This is a genomic window from Desulfovibrio subterraneus, from assembly GCF_013340285.1.
In the GTDB taxonomy this organism is placed as follows: Bacteria; Desulfobacterota; Desulfovibrionia; order Desulfovibrionales; family Desulfovibrionaceae; genus Halodesulfovibrio; species Halodesulfovibrio subterraneus.
The window spans coordinates 1,418,802-1,440,149 of record NZ_BLVO01000013.1 but is presented as its reverse complement, the minus strand read 5'-3'; the positions used below and the strand labels follow the sequence as shown (position 1 = coordinate 1,440,149).

The window sequence follows — 21,348 nt, the reverse complement described above, 5'->3', positions numbered from 1 at the left end:
AACCACTGGGAGGCGTGGCGGGAGGTGCATGGTCGAAGGGGGAAGGTTTCTTCATGCCTTGTGCTGCTCCGTGAATCGACGGGAAGTATCCGCTGTGGTGAACGCGATATAATTCTTGTATATTGCATATAGCAAAATCTAATAATATGGCAAGAAAAAACCCTCCGATCAGGTCCGGAGGGTTTTATTGTTGGTGTGGAAAGCAGCTACAGTTTGGCGCGGAGAACCATGTCGGTAATGGGGCCGCGTGAACGGTCGCCCTTAAGCACCATGTGCGCGTATCCGGAAAATCCCTTCAGCTTGCGGACAATCCAGTTGAGTCCGTTGTTGGAGTCGTTGAGGTATGGATTGTCCACTTGTCGGGTGTCGCCGAGGCAGAAGCACTTCACGTTTTCTCCCATGCGGGTGAGCAGGGCGCGCATTTCGTTTCTGGACAGGTTCTGCGTTTCATCTACGATCACTATGGCGTTTTCGATGTTCATGCCCCGTATGTAGGCCAGAGGCAGAATTTCGAACCGCTTGGGGTTGTAGCGCAGCATCTCTTCGCCCGGGTTGGCGAAAATGCGGTTTGCAGGGCGGCTTATATGTAGTTTAACCAGCAGGTCCTGAATGTATTTGACGTAGGGTTCCATCTTTTCCCGCACGTCGCCTGGCAGATAGCCCATCTTTGTTCCGAGCTCTATGAGCGGTTTCACCACATAGATTTTTTCATACTGCTTGCGTTCGAGCGCAAGATACAGGGCCGAGGCAAGTGCCAGATAGGTTTTGCCGTAGCCCGCCTCGGACTGGATGGAGACAAGGTCAATGCCGTCGCGCTGCATGAGCATGAGCGCCAGATTCTGGTACACATTGCGCGGTTTCACGTTCCAGACATTCATCTGGTAGGTGATGAGCTCATCACCTTCAGCACCATGGAACATGGGTTTGCCTTCATGCCATGTGAAGGAATTGTCCACGCGTGGTTCAGCGGCTTCAAGAAAGCCGGTGTATCGCTGTGAGTCGGATTCGAAGGGGCGCGAATCGCGCAGTTCTTCGCTGTCTATGCCGGAAAGTCCGGCCTGCAGGCGGAGGATCTTGTCATTGGTGACGAGGATGGGGGAATCGATGTGCGCGGCATTGATTTCGCGCAGGATGAAGTTGTCCACCACTTCTTCGGTGAAGCGGGAGATGCTGGAATCGTTGCGGATGAACTGGATGATTTCCTTGTTGGCGAGAAGGGTGTCCACCACGCGGGAGACAATGTGGCGGAGCCGGGGGTTGGTTTTGAGGGAATTCAGTTCGATGAGGACATGGTAGGGGATGAAGATGTTGTTCTCTTCACCGTTCCGCAGGTTGTGGATGCAGTCTGGATTTTCGATGAGGACGTTGGTGTCGAGTACGAAGTTTTTCCTGCCCATGCAAACCCCTTGGGGTTGAGGTGTATTGCATGCGGCGGTCCCGCAGTGCGCCGGACCGCCGCAGAGTCCTCGGAACGCAGGCGCAGGCTAGCGGAGTTTCCTTTGCAGACGGGCCCGGATGATGATGGCCATGAGGTTCATGCCCAGAACAAGAGCAATGAGCACAAGGGCTGTTCCGTATTGCAGAGGACGGGTCTTTTCAATCTCCGTGCCTGCGGTTGCCAGTACATAAATATGATACGGCAAAGCCATGACACTGTCGAATACGGAAGAGGGAAGTTTGGGTGAAAAGAACATGGCGGCGGTAAACATGATGGCTGCCGTTTCTCCGGCAGCGCGGCCGATGGCGAGAATGGCACCGGTAAGAATGCCGGGGGTTGCTGCAGGCAGCACAACCTTGGAGATGGTCTGCCACTTGGTGGCACCAAGGCCGAGAGATGCTTCGCGATAGGTGGGGGATACGCTGCGCAGGGCTTCTTCCGTTGCACCGATGATAAGGGGCAGGGTAAGGGCGGCAAGGGTGCACATGCCCGCAAGCAGCGAAACGCCCATGCCCATGACCGTGACGAAGAAAGACAGGCCGAAGAGGCCGAATACCACGGAAGGCACACCGGCAAGGTTGTTTATGGCAAGGCGTATGGCGTGCACCAGCGGGCCTGGCTTGGCGTATTCATTCAGGTAGATGGCGGTTGCCACGCCCCACGGCAGGGCAATGAGCATTGACCCGTATGAAAGGGCGATTGTGCCGATGATGCAGGGGAATATGCCGCCCTCGGTCATGGCCTCGCGCGGGTGTGCCAGCAGAAATTCCCATGATATGGCGGGCAGGCCGTACCACAGCACAAATCCGCAGATAATGGCCAGTGCCATTGCGTTGATGACGACGCTGCCCTTGAACAGGGTGAACATGATTGTCTGAATGGGCAGCCTGCGTTTGAGGTAGCCCTGATCCTGCGGCATTGAATTGTATGTGGTTTCCATGTGGGTGCTTCCGGTGAAGGGGTGTGCCAGCTGGCTCATGGTTGTTCTCCGTAGTGTCTTCTGCGGCCTGCTCTACAGGGTGGCCACGCCGACCTGCTTCTTCTTTTCCGCAAAGTAGGCGGCAAGGATGTTGAACATGAGAGTGAAGAGAAAGAGCACCATGCCGGTGGCGAACAGGGCGTAGTAATGGTCGCTCTGGAAGGGCGCTTCGGCCATTTCTGCAGCAATGGAGGCAGGCATGGGGCGCACCGGATTGAATATGGAGGTGGGAATCATGGCGGCACCGCCTGCTACCATGAGAACAACCATGGTTTCGCCTATGGAACGGGCCATGCCCAGAATGACTGCCGTGCTTATGCCCGTGAGCGAGGCAGGCAGCACCACTTTGGCAATGGTCTGCCACTTGGTGGCGCCGAGAGCCAGCGAGGCTTCGCGCATTTCATTGGGCACGCTGTAGATGGCGTCTTCGGATATGGAGGTGATGGTCGGCACAGCCATGAAGGCGAGCATGATGGATGCGTTGAACATGTTGAGACCGGTGGGCAGGTCGAACCATTCCTGCAGCAGAGGGGCGACCACAACCATGCCGAAGAAGCCTATGACAACGGAGGGCAGCGCCTGCAGCATTTCCACGAACGGTTTGACGATGCTGCGCATTTTGGGAGACGCGATTTCCGCAAGGTATATGGCGGTCATGATACCGAGCGGAATGGCCAGCAGCGACGAAAGCAGGGTAACGGAGAACGAGGCCGCAATCATGGGCAGAATGCCGAAGTCGGCAGGGTCGTCAGTGGGGTACCACGCCGTGCCGAACACGAAGTCCGAAACGGATATGACCTTGAATATGGGAAGCCCCTCAATGAAGAGGAACAGCATGATGAGAAACAGCACCAGAACGCAGCTGGCAGCAATGGCGAAGAAGGTGCCATGGATGATGTCGTCTTTGGTGCGGCGGCTAATGAGCATGTGTTGATCCCCGGAAAATCTTTTGGCGTCGGTCGGTTCTATGCGATATGCCTCCCCCCGATATTCCGGAGGGAGGCGTGCTTGTATCTATCGGAATTCAGCACGGACGGGCCGTGATGAACTACATCTTGATGAAGCCGGTTTCTTCTACGATCTTCTGACCTTCGGGAGAAAGGATGAACTCGACCAGAGCCTTGGTGGGGCCTGCGGGTTCACCGTTTACGTAAATCTGCAGGGAGCGGGCAATCTTGTAGGTGTTGCTCTTGGCGGATTCTGCGGAACCGGCAACGCCGTCAACCTTTACGGCGTGTACGGAGTCGTTCACATAGCCGAGGCCGTCATAGGCAATGGCCTTGGGGTTCTTGGAAACGGCCTGCAGAACGGCGCCGGAAGAAGCCTGCAGCAGGGCGCCGGGGAACACGCGTGCACCCTTCATGATCTTGCCTTCCCAGGTTTCGTAGGTGCCGGAAGAGGTGTCGCGGGAGATGACTACGATGGGGGCATCATTACCGCCCACTTCCTTCCAGTTGGTGATCTTGCCTTCGTAGATGCCCTTGAGCTGGTCGGCAGTCAGGTTGGCTACGGGGTTGGCGGGGTTGACGATCGGAACAACTGCGTCAAAAGCGATGACGATTTCGGTGGCCTTGATACCCTTTTCAGAAGCAAGGGCAACTTCCTTGTCCTTCATCTGGCGGGAGGCCATGGCGATGTCGGTAGTACCGTCAAGCAGCGCTTTGATGCCGTTGGAAGAACCGCCACCGGAAACTTCGATTGTTACATCGGGGTGCTTCTTCATGAAGGCTTCAACAGCCCTCTGCATGATGGGCAGAACGGTGGTGGAACCCTTGATGGTTACTTTTTCGCCTGCAAAAGCAGAGCTGGCGAGACCGAGAACCAGAGCGGCCACAATAGCGAGAGACTTGAAACGCATTTGGTTATCCTCCAGATTTGTTTACCGTAGTGGTTGAGTCGCAGGCCGTTGTGGTCTTGCGATGAGGGGAAACTAAGTGCGCCGTGTTACAGAAAGGTGTCGCGGCAGATACATCTTTGTTACGTGTGATGTTTCTTATTAACATGCTGTATTGATTGTATTTAAAATAGTAAGTTGATGTGCTGTTTCTGAATGGTACGCCTTGGATGACAGAATTTGTGTGGCGGCTGAAATAACAGGGTTGCGTTTGAAAATACGCGGTTGTATTGTGGGTATCTGCAGGAGTGGACCCCTTTGTTCCTGCGAGCAATGCAATCAAGGATGCTGAAGATGGAAGTGGGCGGAGTAAGTAGCGCGCGGGGCTTTGAAGCCTATGCGCGGGCGGCGGCAACCGAGCGGCTGGAAGCAGTCGCTGCGGCGCAGCAGGCCCGTTCCCAATCTTCAGTAGGGTTCAAGCTCGGCAAGTTCGGCGTACGGTATGAAACGGAAGAGGAGGCCAGTTCCGGCGACGTGATGTCGCAAGCACGGTCCACCTTGCGTGATACCTATGTGCCTGATCTGGAAACTACCGGTCTGCGCAGGCAGATATCCGCTTCCACGCAGCTTGAAGGAGCTCCGGAATCGCAATGGATGCGCCGTATGGGGGCCGCTGCCTACCAGCAGACAGAAGCCGCATACACACGGCAGGACCCCATGCTGCAGGTGACCGTATAGCTCAGCCGTATAGATGAATGCACAGCCCGTTTCCGAACAGGAGGCGGGCTTTTTTTATGGACCACGGTGTGGTGGCAATAAAGAAACGGGGCCTGTCCGAAATGGACAGGCCCCGTTATACTATACAGCGAGTTGCAGCGTCGGCTTAGAAGGTGCCGGCTTCCTTCTTAACATCCAGCGCGATCTTCCAGAGTATGGATACTACGAAGAGACCGGTTGCGAAGATGCCGAGGGAGATCAGCAGTTCGGGAACGGTGGGGGTGTACACCGTGTACTTCTCGAACGGGTTCGGTGTGAAACCGCCGATGATCAGACCGAGGCCCTTGTCAATCCAGGTTGCGGTAACAAGGATGGCCAGAGACCAGGGCAGCAGCTTCTCGTTGTCACGCAGGCTCGGGGGAATGAGCAGCGCAAGGCTGAGAATGGCCAGAATGGCACCTACCCACATAAAGCCGGTAATCCAGTCCACATGACCGCCATGACCGGAGAAGAGGTAGGCGATGGGGTGTGCGTGACCGGGAACACCGCTGTAGAAGGCCGTGAACACTTCCAGCAGGAAGAAGAACACGTTGATGCCCATGGCGTAGGTGATGATCTTGGTCAGGGTCTGAACAGCTTCCTTGCCGGGGTTGAATCCGGTCATCTTGCGTACCACGAAGAGAAGCAGCAGCAGGATGGAAGGACCGGCACAGAATGCAGAGCTCAGGAAGCGGGCAGCCATGATGGCGGTCAGGAAGTAGTGACGGCCGGGCAGACCGGAGTACAGGAACGCCGTAACGGTGTGAATGCTGAATGCCCAGAAGATGGACAGGTAGATCAAGGGCTTGATCCACTTCGGCGGTTCAACCTGATGGCGCTCACACTCAAGGGTGGTCCAGCCGATGACGGCGTTAAGCACCAGGTAGCCCATCAGAACCATCATGTCGTAGAACATGACGGAGTTCGGGGTGGGGTGGAGCATAACGTTGAGCATGCGCTGGGGCTGGCCCATGTCGGCAACGATGAAGAGCATGCACATCAGAACAGCGCCGATGGCCATGAATTCACCGAAGATGATCATCTTCTTGAACTTTTTGTAGTGGTGGAAGTACGCGGGCAGCACCAGCATAACTGCGGATGCGGCCACACCGACCAGATAGGTGAACTGGGCGATGTAGAAGCCCCACGATACGTCGCGGCTCATGCCGGTGATGGACAGGCCGTACTTCATCTGGAACAGATAGGTGAAGGCACCGAGGCCTATGAGGCTGCCAAGGAAGACGAGCCAAACATAGAACTTGGGAGAGCCTTTCAATACTTTTTCAATCATGTCCGCCTCCTAAATGATGTAGTACACGCCGGGCTGTGTACCGACAGCGGGTTTGCGGCGGATGGTGAAGTTCTCGGCCAGAACCTTGCGGACCTCGGACTCGGGGTCGTTGAGATCGCCGAAAACGATTTTGCCTTCCGCAGCCTCGACGCAGGCAGGCATAAGTCCCTGAGCAAGCCTTTCCACGCAGAAGTTACACTTTTCAACAACGCCGATCATACGGGTCGGGAACTCCGGATTGACCTCTGCCATATCCAGATGCTTGCGGGGATCGGAGAAGTTGAAGGAGCGCGCACCGTAGGGGCAGCCGGCCATGCAGAAGCGACAGCCGATGCAGCGGTGGTAGTCCATGGCAACGATGCCGTCAGGGCGCTTGTAGGTCGCCTTGGTGGGGCATACGCGGACACAGGGCGGATTCTCGCAGTGGTTGCACAGTACGAGGAAGTCGCGCTTTTCCAGAGCTTCAGACATGTGATTGTTGCTCTGCTCGGGGAAAACGTGTTCGTACTTGTCGGTCCACAACCACTTGATATCCTGATGATTGGGAATATGAGGAACGTTGTGAACCTTGTGGCATGCAGTTACGCAGGCTTCAAAGTCCGCAGGTGTTTCAAAGGCACGGGTATCGATGACCATTGCCCAGCGACCGGCCTTCAGGCCGTGCTCATTGGGCAGGTACTGCTCACCCTGCTGCGCGGCATTGACAATGCCGCCAGTGGCAAGGTGGGTGCTCAGACCCAGAACAGAAAGGCTGGCAACCTTGAGGAATTGTCTTCTGCTACGTTTCATTATCGATTCCCCTTCGGCTCAACATGACAGTCCCAACAGTAGGGGGTCACGCTATTGGAGGTGTGGCACTTGTCACAGAACTCAGCCTTGTTGGTATGGCACTTCATACAGGTGTTCTGCAGGCTGATGTTCCAAACCTTGCCGTTGGAGGCAACGTAGGTACGCTTGCCTTCGCGCAGGGCCTGATCGCGCCATGTGTCCAGAATCTGCATATGTTCGGTGCGCATGTACTCCACCGGCTCGATGCACTCCTTTTCGCCAGCGGGCAGAGCCAGTTTCGGACGCTCATAAGAAGCGGTGCCGAAAACCTTGCCAGCCCAGAAGGGAGAGGTGAACAGTGCCAGGAAGATCAGCAGACCGGGGAGAACGTACTTGGTATTATACATCGTTATTCATCCTCCATCCCGGGCAGGTCATTCTGCCTGAGGTCCATGGTACGCTTCTTCTCACCCTTCATGACAAGGGCGTTGGCGACAAGTTCATGGGTACCGTAGATGCTGACGCCGGGTGCCCAGTAGTCGGCAAGCGGGGGCAGCGTTGCGCGGTCGATGGCGCAGATGCAGGCCATGGTGTTGACACCGTGCTTTTCCTGCACATAGCGCAGGGCGTTGCCGCGGGGCAGAGCACCGCGCATGCGGATTTCCATGATTTCGTCGGTGTTAAGACCGGAACCGGCACCGCAGCAGAAGGTCTGCTCGCGAATGGTGTTCTCGGGCATTTCGTAGAAGTTGTTACAGACCGCCTTGAGGACTTCACGCGGCTCTTCAAGCAGACCCATGGCGCGGGCCGGGTTGCAGGAGTCGTGGAAGGTCACGTTCAGGTGGTCGTTACGGGACGGATCAAGGCGCAGCTTGTCATGCTTGATAAGGTCAGCAGTGAACTCGGCGATGTGCACCATCTTGGTTTCGGCTGCATTGTGGAACACGGTGCCCGTGATGGGACTGACCGGGGTTTCCATGCAGGACGGAGCAGGACCGTTCATGGTGGACATGTACTGGTTGATGACGCGCCACATGTGGCCGCATTCGCCGCCCAGAATCCACTTGGAACCGAGGCGTTCGGCTTCGGCATACATCTTGGCGTTCAGCTTCTTCATCACCTTGGAGGAGGTGAAGAGGCCGAAGTTGCCGCCTTCTGATGCGTAGGTGGACAGGGTGTAGTCCAGCCCGATTTCTTCAAAGAGCATCAGGTAGCCCATGAAGGTGTAGATACCCGGATCGGCGAAAGCGTCGCCGGAGGGGGTGATGAACAGCACTTCGTGGCCGGGCTCGTTGAAGGGCGGGTTGATGCGTACGCCGGTTATGTCTTCAATGTCATCACACAGGAATTCCACGATTTCCTTGAAGGCGTGGGGGGTGATGCCAAGGTGGTTACCGGTGCGGTTACAGTTGCTGACGGGGTCCATGATCCAGTGCAGACCAAGGCCGAGTTCGTGCAGCAGCTCGCGCGCCATCATGGTCACTTCTGCGGTGTCGATGCCGTAAGGGCAGAACAGCGAACAGCGGCGGCATTCAGTACACTGGTAGAAGTAGTAGAACCACTCCTTGATGACTTCCTTGTCCAGCTTGCGGGCACCTGCGAGCTTGCCGAGAATCTTGCCTGCAGTGGTGAAGTCCTTGCGGTATACGGAGCGCAGCAGTTCAGCGCGCAGAACGGGCATGTTCTTGGGGTCACCGGAGCCGATGTAGTAGTGACACTTGTCGGCACAGGCACCACAGCGGACACAGATGTCCATGAAAAGCTTGAAGGAGCGGTACTTTTCAAGACGTTCCTTCAGGCCGTTATAGATGATTTCTTCCCAGTTTTCCGGCAGGTTCCAGTCTTCCTGGAAGGGGTCCCATGTATGGGGGTTGGGCATATGCAGCCCTTCCATGGTGTCCTTCTTGGCAGGATAGGCAACAGCACCGGGAACTATTTCCGGCTTGATGTCCATCCAGGACTCGGCCGGGGTATTGTAGTTGATCTTAATCAACTCTTCAGGGGTAGGCATTGACATGGCTGCTCCTTATTACTCTGCGTCTTCCGGCAGTTTAACAACAGGGAGACCCGCTTCATACATAGCATCCCTGAACTCGTCTTCGTACTCTTCGTACGTACGGTATTCCTTCGCAGGGTTCCACGGGTTGACGTGGAGCTTTACTCGGGAGTCGTTGGGAAGGTTTCTGGTCGGGCTCAGGAATACGCCACCCATGTGCATGAGTTTGCTGAAGGGGAAGTACATGAGAAGCACCGACAGGAAGAACATATGAATCAGGAAGGGGGCTCCGATATTGGCCAGTGCGGCGGTATCGGGGCTGAGGCTGACGAGGCTCATGGTGAAGGTCTTCACGGAGGCGATGTCAACCTTGGTGAAGTAGCGCATGGAAATGCCGCTGCCCACGAGGCCGAGGATGAGGCAGAGGGGGAAGTAGTCGTTGATAAGCGAAATGTACTTCACCTTCTGGTCGAAAAGTCTGCGACCGAGCAGGTAGCAGAGAGCCAGGACGATAAGCGCGTCCGTCATGAACAGGCGGGGAACACCAATCTGCATTATGCCGTCCAGAGTCTCTATGGCGCCGATCAGGAACGGAACAGGCTCCATGAAGAAACGGAAGTGGCGGATGAAAATGATCAGGAAACAGTAGTGGAAAATAAGTGCAAACAACCACAGATACTTGCTGGACCAGTAGACAACACGGTCACCGTTTTCAATGGTCATTTTGGTGTTTCTGAACAGGGATCTGAACAGCAACACTTCAAGAATCATACGGATGACAACGCCGGTCTTGTCAGACGGGTTGTCCAGAGATGCGGGCTTGATCCAGGGCAGAGACTTTTGCTGGCCTCCGGTGGTCGGGATGCGGAACGGAACAGGGCGACGGGCCCAGTCCATAATCCGCCAAGCAAACCCGATCAGGAAGACGATCAAAGCAGTGTAGGGAATGCATGCTGCAAAGACGTACTGGAGACCCATCTGGGCTCCCATCCAAGCCATGACTCCCAATGCTGTGACCGCGAGAAGTGAAATAATCATTCCGTACCTCGCTGCTAGGCTATCGGTTTTCGTTATCCGGTTCCCCAACCGGTTTTTCCAATATACGCTCAGCTCTGCGTAGGAGCTGTGAGTGCACACGCTTGAATTCGTCAACGCGCATTTGCTGAACTTTATCTCGGCATTCGCTGTAGATGTTAAATCCCTGCAAGGCGATTGAGTCGACTCCTGCTTCCAGTCGCAGCAACTCTTCGTATGCTGCCGTGGAAGTCAGTGCCGCCTTGACGTGTTTACGGATGATGGATTTGAGGAAAAATATGACGGCCATCGCCTGGTCGGGTGCGAACTTCTGAATGGCGCGGACGCGAATGAGTTCGTCAACAGCCGGAACCACAACTGCGGAGTCGAGCTCAGGCGAGAGCAGTGCGGTGACAATGGTCTCCGCAGCTTTTCTGGTCTTTGCTCCGACAGGGTTGGAAAATGCGTTGGACTGACTTCTCAGAAAACCAACAGTGTCAAAGGGATAGGTGCCGTATATGACGTCTATCCATTCCTTGATGATCGCTTCGCGATGTTCCTGCAGACTGGCCGATATGCTCATCAGTGAAATCGATTGTTGAGGTGCTCAATGGTTCAGAACAGAGAATCAGTTCCGTTGCGGTTGGCGTTGCCATTGTGACTGAATGCGCAACGTAAGGCACCGCAACGTTCAATCTCGGGCCCCCTATACGGCGTTTTCAGTGCATTGTCCAAATGAAAACACCAATGGGAACACCTTTTTAGACCGCATTGACAGCGCGAGGACAGGGTCCGCAAAAATGATTTTTTTCACATAGTCTGAATCAGGAAAAAGGTCAACAAATTCAGATTATTCTGAGTGGTCACTCAACCTATTCCATCTGCTTGATCTTAAAAGAAAAACTACTAATGGGCAGGCGTCTGGTCGGGGCAGGGGGCGGCTGCCTCTCCGTCACATCCTGAAAATTGATCAATATTCGGCATGGTTGGCTGTGTTGTGGGGTACTGTCGGGGGGCGTCGGGTGCCGGAGTAAACGCTGTGCCCGGCTGCTGCGCCGGTGCAAGCAGGGATTGCGGAACTCCGTTCGTAATGAGTACGGGAATTTTCGTAACTCCGAGTGTGCCGAGCCGCGCTTTGTTGCGGAAGAGGTCCCAGCGAAGGGAAAGGGAAGGGGAAGCATTGCCGGAAGAGGTGTCGCGCACAGCACGCTTGAATGCGACGAAGAATGAGGTGCCTTCGTTCATGTAATTGCTGATGCGGGCAACGGTGTTGACGTCGCTCTCCTGCTCGGCAACGGGGAAGAAGGCGATATTTGCGTCCGGATTAGAGGCGAACCGTTCTATGGTTGCCAGACATACCGGACAGCTGGGCGAGAAGAATACCTGCATGTCCGGTTGTTCGGGGCCTGCTATGGCCCATGTACCCATGGTTTCGTTAACTGTTCCGAAAAGGTTGGGGCAGAATGCGAAGAGCCAGATGATGAGAAGGAGGCTGGGCTTGCGGTTGCGGGAGCCGTTATCTCGGTAGAGTGCAATGAACGTAAGGGCTATGAGAACGGCCACAACGAGGCAGGAAAAGCATGGTGCCGTGAAGGCCATGAAGATGAGGAGCAGAGTATCTATGAATAGGGCGAGACCGGCAACGGCCAGTGCGGGCGCGCGGCGTCCGGTCAGGCAGAGCACCAGCATGAAGGAAAAGAACAGCGTTCCCGCCCACCACAGGGAGTATCCCTGTATCGAGATGGTCTTGAAAAGTTCGCAGCCTGTGGTGATGCAAAAAGCGTCTGCCTTTCCCAAAGCCTGAAGAGTGGAAAACGTAACTCCGGCGACGGCCATGAAGGCGGGGACCCAAGCTGCCTTGTTCTTCCGGGACTGCTCGAACATGTAGTACTCCACCGTTTGATCTGTGCGGATCCACGTCAGGCGAGTGCCTGTGGATGCGTCTCAGGACATAATTTCTCATGATAAAAGCGGGTTCGGCGGTACTGTACTGTGTATCCGTTTCAGGGTAAAGGGGTTGCCATGCCAAGAGATGAAGGAATGCCCGGTTCGGATGCGGCGGAGCAGACCCCGGACTACGTCTATGCTGTCAGGCGGAGCAGCCGCGCCCGTCGCGTTACCCTGCGGTATACGGCTCTTGAGGGGCTTGTTATCATTATTCCGCAAGCTTTCGATATATCGAGGGTGCCGGATATAGTCAGCCGTAAAAGGGAATGGATCGCGCGGGTTGCAGATCAGTTTCGTAATCGCGCCGAGCACTATGCTTGCGAGCCGGAATTGCCGGAAGTTGTGATGCTCAGGGCCGCGGGACGGAAGGTATCTATCGAATATGCGCCTTCCCAGCGTCCGTTTTCCATTCGGGATAACGGAGATTCTCTGCTTGTTTCCGGCAGGTATGAATCCGCAAAGGTGCAAAAGTTTCTGCGAGAATGGCTCAAACGCCAAGCTTCGGCTTACCTCGTCCCTCTCATGCGCGAACTGGCTGCAGAACAGGGGGTTACCCTTTCCGCCGTACGGGTACGCTTGCAGCGAAGTCGATGGGGGAGTTGTTCAGTAGGGAATGCGATCAATCTTAATGCCAGGCTGATGCTTTTGCCTGAACCCATGGCACGGTATGTATGCCTTCATGAACTGGCTCACTGCAAGCACCACAACCACTCAAAGGATTTTTGGCTGCACCTTGATTCACTCATGCCGGATGCGCGCAGGGTTGATGCAGCTCTGGCCGGAGCATGGCAGTTCGTCCCTGGCTGGGCGTATGCCTGATCGCATGCCAGATCGTATACCTGATATGTCCGAAGCTCTCCACTGTCATCCGTAATTCAATAGCCGTCATCTCACCAAATCATGGTTCTTTTACGGTAGATGTCATATGGTTATGCTAACTTGTTCTGCAAGGCGGCCATATGAAAAGACTCATTCCCTGGCGTACTTCTTTTACGCAGTTTTCCCTCGGATCATTCCTGAACATCGCATTTAGTTTGGTCTTTCTTTTGCTTTTCGGCGCGTTGCTGCTGGCATGGAATGGTGATCGTCAAGTCGGAAGACTTGGCGCTGGTGCAGACACGTCCCGCATTGACCGAATGAAATGCGCTGCCCTGCTCGATATTGTCGTGCTGTCGGGGGATCATCTCGTTGCTGTGACAGACAGGACGGAACGATTGATTTATCTGCACCTTGTGAATCACTATATCGCTGAGTTCAATGGTGTCCATCTGCAGGCTGCGGATACATTGCTTCAGGAAGCAGGAAGGTTGCTGGAAACGTTGGCGCTGCAGGATGGCGTAAATGTCGACCTGCATGGACTCTGGGTTTCGTGCAGGGGAAGGATGCTCTTTCTGGCCGAAGCGTTGCGGGTGCCTCCGGATTCCGGTACAGGCACGTTTCAGAGGCTGGCAGGTAGTGATACTGTGCTGGTTCCTGTTCTCATACTTGCCGTGGCTGGACTTGTGATGCTGTTTGTCATCCTCCGCGTACACGTTGCTGGTCCCTTGCGCGTGATTACTAAAGAAGGATGTCTGGCGAGACAGCCGGACGTGTTTTTTTATGAAGTATCGCTGCTAGGGACGATGGTGTCGAGAAGGGACAATGGTAGCAAAGGAGAGAGTTCCATGTTGGATTCGTCAGCTTCCCGTTCTGATGATATAGACGAGGGGCAGCGCAATGATCTGGAAGCAGCCGTGCTGCTTGTCGATGACAGTCCTTTGAGTGCGGAAGTGAGCCGGCAGTTGTTGCAGGGTGCCGGCGTGTCAGTTTCTGTTGCAAATTCAGGATATACTGCGCTGGAAATGGCCGAGCGTTTGGTGTACCGCATGGCGCTCATTGATATATCTATGCCCGGTATGAACGGATATGAGGTTGCTCTGCGGCTGAAGAAATTTCCTCGATACCGGCATGTTCCGCTATTTGCACTGACCGCTGACAATGTGTCTGCCGTTGCTGACAAATGCCATGCAGCAGGTATGGCCGGGGTGTTGCAGAAGCCTCTTGGTCTGTCGTTGGTTGAAGCTCTGGTGCAGCGTATGCGGGGCAATACTGAAAATGTGGATATTGCAGGTTCGGAGACCGTTTTGTTTTTTGACCATACGGATTCAACGGGCGCGGGAGAAGGTATAGGAATGGCCAAAGCAGGTGAAGCCCCTCAGGCAGAAACGGCTGCTTTTGCAGAGAGTGATGGGTCTGCATTGCCGGTTCTTGATGTGCAGTTCACGTTGCAGGAGATGGGGATAGGGGCGGAGCAACTAGATGCCATACTGGGAGAAATGAAGAAGTTGATCTCCGCGTACCAGCGTGACCTTGGTACCCTTGAGGCCAGCGGAGATAGCGGGAGCCTGAAGACACTGGCGCACAGGATAAAGGGAGAGGGCGGGAATATTGGAGCGATAAAGGTGAAGCATTATGCCGAGGCGCTGGAACGGTCAGCGTTTGAAGATTCCTCCGAGGTTTCCGAAGCCTGCGTCCGGTTGCAGGTGGCCCTAAACGAACTTGCCGAATGTATAGACCACGGTAGATGGCGGTAATATAAATTCGGCCCTGAGTGCAGCTGAGTTTTACTGCAATATAGTTATGCAAAAGAAAGGGGGAGATGCCGAAGCATCTCCCCCTTATCATTAGATAGGTCGATCTGGGTGACGAAAGATTACATGGCGGCGCCGGAAGCGGCACCCTGCATCTTAACGGCAACCTTTTCGGTCAGACCTTCGTAGTAAGCGCGAAGGATAACGAGAACTTCGTCGCGACCGAAGTGGTCAACCACTTCAGCACCTTCGGAAAGGGCCTTACGCAGCTTGGTGCCGGAAAGGATTACGCGATCTTCCTTGGAGTGGGGGCAGGTACGCAGGGAAGCCATGCCGTCGCACTTGTAGCAGTAGAAGGTCCAGTCGATCTTCATGGGCTTGCAGAGCAGAGCCTTGCCGGAATCGGCAGGAGCGGGGATCTTGTCGAAGATGGTCTGAGCTTCGAACAGGCCGTAGAAGTCGCCAACACCAGCGTGGTCACGACCGATCAGCATGTTGTTAACGCCGTAGTTCTGGCGGAAGGTAGCGTGGAGCAGACCTTCGCGGGGACCAGCGTAACGCATGTCGAGGGGGTAACCGGCCTGGATAACGTTTTCCTTCACGAAGTAGTGTTCTACGAGGCAGTCAATGGCCTTAACGCGAACGTCGGCAGGAATGTCACCGGGCTTCAGGTTGCCGATGAGGGAGTGAATCAGAACGCCGTCGCAAACTTCGATAGCGATCTTTGCGAGGAATTCGTGGGAACGGTGCATGGGGTTACGCAGCTGCAGAGCAGCAACGTTGGCCCAGCCGCGTTCTTCGAACATGGCGCGCACTTCTGCGGGACGCAGGTAAACGCCCTTGTATTCGGTGGGGTATTCGCCTTCGGAAAGAACCTTAACGGGGCCGGCAAGGTTGAATGCCTTCTGAGCCATAACCATCTGAACGCCGGGGTGGTCGGCCAGAGCGGTTTCCCAGAACTTGTCGTCAGCGGAGTCGGCGCCTTCGCCCTTGAAGACCTGGTAGCATTCCCACTTCTTGTCTTCTTCGGACATTTCGTACTTTTCGGTGACCTTCATGGTAGCGAACACTTCGCCCTTGCGAACCAGGGCGATTTCTTCGCCTACTGCAACGCTGTCAGCAAAAGCCTTGTCAGCGTCGAGGGTTACAGGCACGGGCCAGAAGGTGCCGTCAGCCATGGTGAAGTTTTCACAAACGCCCTTCCAGTCAGCCTTACCCATGAAGCCGTTCAGCGGAGAGAAACCGCCGATACCCATCATGATGAGGTCGCCCTTGGCGCGGCCGGAGATATCAAGCTGCTTCAGGCCAGCGGCCTTCTTCAGTTCAGCTTCACGCTCTGCGCCTTCGAGAAGACAACATACGAGACCTTTGCCACCATGCGGGGGTACGAGCTTGGACATAACTTCCTTCCTCCGAAAATATAATGAGTTTTTTCCCTAGGGATTTAAGACGCGATATACGTGCGAAAATCCGTAAATGCCGTATTGGAAAATCTCTGTGCCCGGGTTGAAAACAATTATTCCAGTCACGACTAAATGATTGAAAGTCCTTGTTCAATGTACTCGGCAGCACGTGATGTAGGTCTTGTGAAAAATTAGACAAAAAGTCAAGTGTAAAAACTTCGATTTTTATAGTTAATAAATACGCATGTTTATGCTTGCAATTGTTTGTCAAGTAATTTTTGAAAAAAGCGTGGCCCGGGCGCTCCATTCATTTAGATAGATCATACAGGCGGAAAAGTTGCCTGCGGACCCAGGTACTGCTTGAATTGATGGCATGTGATAAATATCTCAAAAGCCGGGCAGGGGAGTGACAAATAAAATATCATGACCAGAATGCAAGAATTTGCTTGAATACCTTTTTGAAACGGCGTAAGTATCCCTGTCTATTTTCACGGGTCCGATTTCGATGCCAAGCGGGCTGCTGGGCTGCATCGGGGTCCCCGTTTGGATTGGCGCAGGTAGCTGGCTGATCCTGCCGGACATGCTGACTGGCAGGAGGCTGGTTGTGCTGCCGCTTGACAATTCGTCTGCGGCGGTGTATCGCCGTGCGTCTTAAACTGAGCGAAAGACTTTGATAATTTCCTACGGAGGAAAAATGCCCACTATTAACCAGCTCATCCGCAAGGAGCGCAAGGCTGTTGTAAAGCGGAAGAAGACTCCCGCACTTCAGGCTTGCCCCCAGCGCCGTGGCGTGTGCACCCGTGTGTACACCACCACGCCCAAGAAACCTAACTCCGCACTGCGTAAGGTTGCTCGTGTACGCCTCACCAACGGTCTTGAAGTGACCGCCTACATTCCCGGTGAAGGACACAACCTGCAGGAGCACTCTGTTGTCATGATCCGCGGGGGCCGCGTAAAAGACCTTCCCGGTGTGCGTTATCACATCGTTCGTGGTACTCTCGACACTTCTGGTGTTAACGATCGTCGTCAGGGACGTTCCAAGTACGGTGCCAAGCGGCCCAAGTAGATATTGGAGTAAGATAATATGCCTCGTAAAGGTCCTATCCCAAAGCGTGAAATCCTGCCTGATCCGGTATACGGAAGCCGTCTGGCTGCCCGTTTCGTGAACCGTCTTATGTATGACGGCAAGAAGGGCACGGCTGAGAAGATTTTCTACAAAGCCCTGGAAGTTCTGGCTGAAAAGACCGGCGAAGACGCAATCCGTGCTTTCGAGCGTGCGGTTGAAAACGTTAAGCCCCATCTTGAAGTCAAGTCCCGCCGCGTAGGCGGTGCTACGTACCAGGTGCCGCTGGAAGTCCGTCCCGACCGTCAGGTTTCTCTTTCTATCCGTTGGCTGATCACCTACTCCCGCGGCCGTGGCGAGCAGGGTATGGTCAACCGCCTTTCCGGCGAACTGCTTGATGCATTCAACAACCGCGGCGGCGCCGTGAAGAAGAAAGAAGACACCCACCGTATGGCCGAAGCCAACAAGGCATTCGCTCATTACCGTTGGTAGTGCTGGAGACGAAGCGTGTCTAGAAAAGTACCAATTCCCATGCAGAGGAACATCGGCATCATGGCTCACATCGATGCCGGTAAGACCACGACCACCGAGCGTATCCTTTTTTACACCGGTGTGTCACACAAGATCGGCGAAGTTCATGACGGCCAGGCCACCATGGACTGGATGGAGCAGGAGCAGGAGCGTGGTATTACCATTACTTCCGCTGCAACCACCTGTTTCTGGAAAGAGCATCGCGTAAACATCATCGACACTCCCGGCCACGTTGACTTCACTATGGAAGTTGAACGTTCCCTGCGTGTTCTCGATGGTTGCGTTTGCGTGTTCGACTCTGTTGCCGGTGTAGAGCCCCAGTCTGAAACCGTATGGCGTCAGGCTGACCGTTACGGCGTTCCGCGCATGTGCTTCGTCAACAAGATGGACCGTATCGGTGCCAACTTCTGGCGTTGCGTGAGCATGATCAAGGATCGCCTCGGTGCCAAGCCCATTCCGCTTCAGCTGCCTATCGGCTCCGAAGATCACTATGAAGGTATTGTTGACCTCATCGAAGGCAATGCCATCTATTATGATAAGGCATCCAAGGGTGCAGAATTCGAAATCAGACCTGTACCTGCAGAAATGCAGGACCTGTTTGACGAAAAGCGCCTTGAAATGATGGAAGCTGTGGCTGAAGAAGACGAAGTGCTGCTCGAGAAGTACCTTGGCGGTGAAGAGCTGACCGTGGAAGAGATCAAGAGCGCTGTGCGCCTTGCTACCATCCGCCGCTCCATCGTGCCGGTACTGTGCGGCTCTGCATTCCGTAACATGGGTGTGCAGCCTCTCCTTGATGCAGTTGTCGACTTCCTGCCCAGCCCTGTCGATATCTCCGCAATGATTGGTACTGATCCTGACAAGGAAGACATTAAGTACGAATGCCCCTGCAAGGACAGCGAGCCTCTCGCCGGTCTGGTGTTCAAGCTGATGTCCGACCCCTACATCGGTCACCTTTCCTTCGTCCGTATCTACTCCGGTTTCATCGAATCCGGTATGACTATCCTGAATGCCAACACTGGCAAGAAGGAACGCGTAGGTCGTCTCTTGAAGATGCACGCTAACAAGCGTGAAGAAATCAAGTGGGCCGGCGCAGGCGACATCGTGGCTGTCGTGGGTATGAAGAACGTGTCCACCGGTGACACCGCATGTTCCGTTGACCGCCCCGTTGTTCTGGAGTCTCTCGACATTCCTGAACCGGTTATCGAAGTTGCCATTGAGCCCAAGACTAAGGCCGACCGCGATGCACTGTCCGCAGCGCTCGCCAAGCTGGCCAAGGAAGACCCGTCCTTCCGCGTGAAGGGCGACGACGAAACCGGTCAGACCCTGATCGCCGGTATGGGCGAGCTGCATCTTGAAATCATCGTTGACCGCCTTACCCGTGAGTTCAGCGTTAACGCAAACGTGGGCAAGCCCCAGGTTGCGTACCGCGAAACCATCACCAAGGCTGCCAAGGAAGACCACAAGTATGCCAAGCAGTCCGGTGGTCGTGGCCAGTACGGTCACGTTGTCATCGAAGTGGAACCGAACCCCGAAAAGGGCTACGAGTTCGTTAACGCTATCTCCGGCGGTGTTATTCCCAAGGAATACATTCCTGCAGTAGATAAGGGTATCCAGGAAGCACTCAAGAGCGGTGTTTCTGCAGGCTTCCCGACTGTTGACGTAAAGGTAACCCTCGTATTTGGTTCTTACCATGACGTTGACTCCTCCGAACAGGCCTTCTACATCGCCGGCTCTATGGCGGTGAAGGAAGCTATGCGTAAGGCTGGCCCCCAGATCCTTGAACCGATCATGTCCGTTGAAGTGGTTACCCCCGAGGAATACCTCGGCGACGTTATGGGTGACCTGAACGGCCGTCGTGGTCGCGTACAGGGTATGGAAGCCCGCGCTAACGCACAGGTTGTGGCTTGTATGGTTCCGCTGAGCGAAATGTTCGGTTACGCTACCGACCTTCGCTCCAAGACCCAGGGACGCGCAACCTTCACCATGCAGTTCGACCACTACGAACCCGTTCCCAACTCGATTGCCGAAGGCATCAAGGCCAAGAGCGCGTAGTGACGACCTATATATAATGTTAAGCTCCGGTTTCTCAGGAAACCGGAGCTTTTCGTTTAATGAGACAGCAGGGTAGACAGGATAAATTTTTTTTGAGAAAAAATGAAATCCTGCTTGACGCACCCCCATGTGGGATGTATATACCGTCTTCGCTTGCTCGGGGCTCTGTGTCTCTCGGGTAAAGCAAATCTCCCCCTCACCCTGGGGGGACAAAGGACAGGTCGAGCCTGTTCTGCTGTTGTTTGACATTAGCAGGCGTTACTAAATGCTGCATGGTGTCGTGTCCGGTCGGTTCGCGTTGAGCGGGTTGTTCGGGACACATACTAAAAAGGGTGCTTAGGCACTCGCATTTGGGAACCCTGTTGGACCACCTGTCCGGCTGATTAATTCAGATCCGGAATCAGGCTGGCGACAACGTGGGCGTTCTTCGTGGAAGCGGAGAGAAGAAAATTGGTGTTGCCGGGCTGAATGGTCCGATCCTCCCCCATCTCCTTCTCCTCCATAAAATACTCCATACAAGAGCGCATGATTTCGCAAGCGAAGTCGTGGCAACCCTCGTTCATCGCTGGACTGTACGGCAAGCAAAGTCGAAGGCTTGCGGGACCGTTACCCGCGAGTTAGTCCGGCGAGCAGCCATCGTTTGTGAGGAATTTACTGCCTATCGCCTGAAAGGCAGGGTGCGTTCCACCTCACGGAGCCACCAGAGGCAAGGGTACTGTTTCCCGAATCATGGAGTAATAAACTATGACGACTGTTAGCAGTGATCGTATCAGGATCAAGCTGAAAGCTTACGATTACCGCATCCTGGATAAGGCTGTGGCCGAAATCGTAGATACGGCGCGCAACACGGGCGCTGGGGTTGCCGGACCTATTCCGCTCCCCACCAACATTCACAAGTTCACGGTCAACCGTTCCGTTCACGTAGACAAGAAGTCTCGCGAACAGTTCGAAATGCGCATTCACAAGCGGCTCATGGACATCCTTGAGCCCACCCAGCAGACCGTGGATGCACTTGGTAAGCTGAGTCTGCCCGCTGGCGTGGACGTAGAAATCAAACTCTAGCGAGAGGTAGTCATGGCTGAGAAAATGGCAATCTTGGGCCGCAAGTTGGGCATGACGCGCATCTTCGTAAATGATGGTTCTGCAGTAGCATGCACCGTCATCGAAGCTGGGCCCTGCCCCGTCATCCAGGTGAAGGATGCGGCCTCTGATGGATATAATGCAGTGCAGATAGCCTTTGGCCCCGCCAAGGAAAAGCACGTTCCCAAGCCGATGCAGGGCCATTTTGAAAAGGCCGGCAAGGGCTTGTTCCGTAACACTCGTGAAATCCGTCTCGAAGGTGCGCCTGAGATGGAAGTAGGTCAGGACCTCACTGTCGAGATTTTCAATCCCGGCGACAAAGTGAAGGTGACCGGCACTTCTATCGGTAAGGGCTTCCAGGGCGTTATGAAGCGCTGGAACTTCGGCGGCATGCCCGCGAGCCACGGTCACGAAAAGGTACATCGCTCCCCCGGTTCCATCGGTAACAATACCGAGCCCGGTAAGATCATCAAGGGCAAGAAGATGGCTGGCCACATGGGCAGCGAGCGTACAACCGTCATTAACCTCGAAGTCGTCGCTGTGCGCGCCGATGAAAACCTGATCCTGATCAAGGGCGCCGTACCCGGTCCCAAGAATGGTCTGGTAATGGTTCGCAAGCAGTAAAG

At 54.8% G+C, this 21,348-nt stretch carries 20 protein-coding genes; 8 read left to right on the top strand and 12 right to left on the bottom strand.

What is annotated here, in order from left to right:
• Positions 1 to 206: 206 nt before the first annotated feature.
• The 4 genes from HUV30_RS13585 to HUV30_RS13570 all read right to left on the bottom strand — a co-directional run bounded on the left by HUV30_RS13585 (position 207) and on the right by HUV30_RS13570 (position 4,275).
• On the bottom strand, positions 207 to 1,397 hold the full coding sequence (locus HUV30_RS13585) for a PhoH family protein (RefSeq protein WP_174405962.1): 1,191 nt from the start codon (positions 1,395 to 1,397) through the stop codon (positions 207 to 209).
• A gap of 87 nt (positions 1,398 to 1,484) precedes the next feature.
• Positions 1,485 to 2,357 (bottom strand): phosphate ABC transporter permease PstA, encoded by an 873-nt coding sequence (gene pstA, locus HUV30_RS13580; RefSeq protein WP_174406202.1) that lies wholly within the window; start codon positions 2,355 to 2,357, stop codon positions 1,485 to 1,487.
• A 93-nt stretch (positions 2,358 to 2,450) separates the two neighbouring features.
• Positions 2,451 to 3,344 (bottom strand): phosphate ABC transporter permease subunit PstC, encoded by an 894-nt coding sequence (gene pstC, locus HUV30_RS13575; RefSeq protein WP_174405961.1) that lies wholly within the window; start codon positions 3,342 to 3,344, stop codon positions 2,451 to 2,453.
• A gap of 121 nt (positions 3,345 to 3,465) precedes the next feature.
• Positions 3,466 to 4,275, bottom strand: a complete 810-nt coding sequence (locus tag HUV30_RS13570) for a phosphate ABC transporter substrate-binding protein (protein WP_174405960.1) — start codon at positions 4,273 to 4,275, stop codon at positions 3,466 to 3,468.
• Between the two features lie 321 nt (positions 4,276 to 4,596).
• Here HUV30_RS13570 and HUV30_RS13565 point away from each other — a divergent pair, with 321 nt between their 5' ends.
• Positions 4,597 to 4,989 (top strand): hypothetical protein, encoded by a 393-nt coding sequence (locus HUV30_RS13565; RefSeq protein WP_205245221.1) that lies wholly within the window; start codon positions 4,597 to 4,599, stop codon positions 4,987 to 4,989.
• Between the two features lie 145 nt (positions 4,990 to 5,134).
• Here HUV30_RS13565 and dsrP read toward each other — a convergent pair whose 3' ends face one another.
• The 7 genes from dsrP to HUV30_RS13530 form a co-directional block, all read right to left on the bottom strand.
• Complete coding sequence (gene dsrP / locus HUV30_RS13560) at positions 5,135 to 6,298, bottom strand: sulfate reduction electron transfer complex DsrMKJOP subunit DsrP (RefSeq protein ID WP_174405958.1); 1,164 nt, start codon at positions 6,296 to 6,298, stop codon at positions 5,135 to 5,137.
• A 9-nt stretch (positions 6,299 to 6,307) separates the two neighbouring features.
• Positions 6,308 to 7,087, bottom strand: a complete 780-nt coding sequence (gene dsrO / locus HUV30_RS13555; protein ID WP_174405957.1) for a sulfate reduction electron transfer complex DsrMKJOP subunit DsrO — start codon at positions 7,085 to 7,087, stop codon at positions 6,308 to 6,310.
• Entirely contained in the window at positions 7,087 to 7,473 is a 387-nt protein-coding gene (gene dsrJ / locus HUV30_RS13550) for a sulfate reduction electron transfer complex DsrMKJOP subunit DsrJ (protein ID WP_174405956.1), read from the bottom strand. Before dsrJ ends, dsrO begins: the two co-directional genes overlap by 1 nt.
• Positions 7,474 to 7,475: 2 nt before the next feature.
• A complete protein-coding gene (dsrK, locus tag HUV30_RS13545; RefSeq protein WP_174405955.1) occupies positions 7,476 to 9,083 on the bottom strand; it encodes a sulfate reduction electron transfer complex DsrMKJOP subunit DsrK in 1,608 nt (535 codons plus the stop codon).
• A gap of 12 nt (positions 9,084 to 9,095) precedes the next feature.
• Positions 9,096 to 10,100 (bottom strand): sulfate reduction electron transfer complex DsrMKJOP subunit DsrM, encoded by a 1,005-nt coding sequence (gene dsrM / locus HUV30_RS13540; RefSeq protein ID WP_174405954.1) that lies wholly within the window; start codon positions 10,098 to 10,100, stop codon positions 9,096 to 9,098.
• A gap of 19 nt (positions 10,101 to 10,119) precedes the next feature.
• The gene (locus tag HUV30_RS13535; protein WP_174405953.1) at positions 10,120 to 10,659 is read right to left on the bottom strand and encodes an RsbRD N-terminal domain-containing protein; all 540 of its coding nucleotides are present in this window, start codon (positions 10,657 to 10,659) and stop codon (positions 10,120 to 10,122) included.
• 323 nt (positions 10,660 to 10,982) lie between these two features.
• Entirely contained in the window at positions 10,983 to 11,960 is a 978-nt protein-coding gene (locus HUV30_RS13530; RefSeq protein WP_174405952.1) for a hypothetical protein, read from the bottom strand.
• A gap of 138 nt (positions 11,961 to 12,098) precedes the next feature.
• Between HUV30_RS13530 and HUV30_RS13525 the strand changes: the two genes are divergently transcribed.
• Complete coding sequence (locus HUV30_RS13525) at positions 12,099 to 12,842, top strand: M48 family metallopeptidase (protein ID WP_174405951.1); 744 nt, start codon at positions 12,099 to 12,101, stop codon at positions 12,840 to 12,842.
• Between the two features lie 140 nt (positions 12,843 to 12,982).
• A complete protein-coding gene (locus HUV30_RS13520) occupies positions 12,983 to 14,596 on the top strand; it encodes a response regulator (RefSeq protein WP_174405950.1) in 1,614 nt (537 codons plus the stop codon).
• A 119-nt stretch (positions 14,597 to 14,715) separates the two neighbouring features.
• Here HUV30_RS13520 and sat read toward each other — a convergent pair whose 3' ends face one another.
• On the bottom strand, positions 14,716 to 15,993 hold the full coding sequence (sat, locus tag HUV30_RS13515; RefSeq protein WP_174405949.1) for a sulfate adenylyltransferase: 1,278 nt from the start codon (positions 15,991 to 15,993) through the stop codon (positions 14,716 to 14,718).
• 697 nt (positions 15,994 to 16,690) lie between these two features.
• Here sat and rpsL point away from each other — a divergent pair.
• The 5 genes from rpsL to rplC all read left to right on the top strand — a co-directional run bounded on the left by rpsL (position 16,691) and on the right by rplC (position 21,346).
• A complete protein-coding gene (gene rpsL / locus HUV30_RS13510) occupies positions 16,691 to 17,062 on the top strand; it encodes a 30S ribosomal protein S12 (RefSeq protein WP_174405948.1) in 372 nt (123 codons plus the stop codon).
• Between the two features lie 18 nt (positions 17,063 to 17,080).
• The gene (gene rpsG, locus HUV30_RS13505; protein ID WP_174405947.1) at positions 17,081 to 17,551 is read left to right on the top strand and encodes a 30S ribosomal protein S7; all 471 of its coding nucleotides are present in this window, start codon (positions 17,081 to 17,083) and stop codon (positions 17,549 to 17,551) included.
• Between the two features lie 15 nt (positions 17,552 to 17,566).
• Entirely contained in the window at positions 17,567 to 19,642 is a 2,076-nt protein-coding gene (gene fusA / locus HUV30_RS13500; RefSeq protein ID WP_174405946.1) for an elongation factor G, read from the top strand.
• 744 nt (positions 19,643 to 20,386) lie between these two features.
• Positions 20,387 to 20,704 (top strand): 30S ribosomal protein S10, encoded by a 318-nt coding sequence (gene rpsJ, locus HUV30_RS13495; RefSeq protein WP_010938597.1) that lies wholly within the window; start codon positions 20,387 to 20,389, stop codon positions 20,702 to 20,704.
• A 12-nt stretch (positions 20,705 to 20,716) separates the two neighbouring features.
• Entirely contained in the window at positions 20,717 to 21,346 is a 630-nt protein-coding gene (gene rplC / locus HUV30_RS13490; protein WP_174405945.1) for a 50S ribosomal protein L3, read from the top strand.
• Positions 21,347 to 21,348 lie beyond the last annotated feature (2 nt).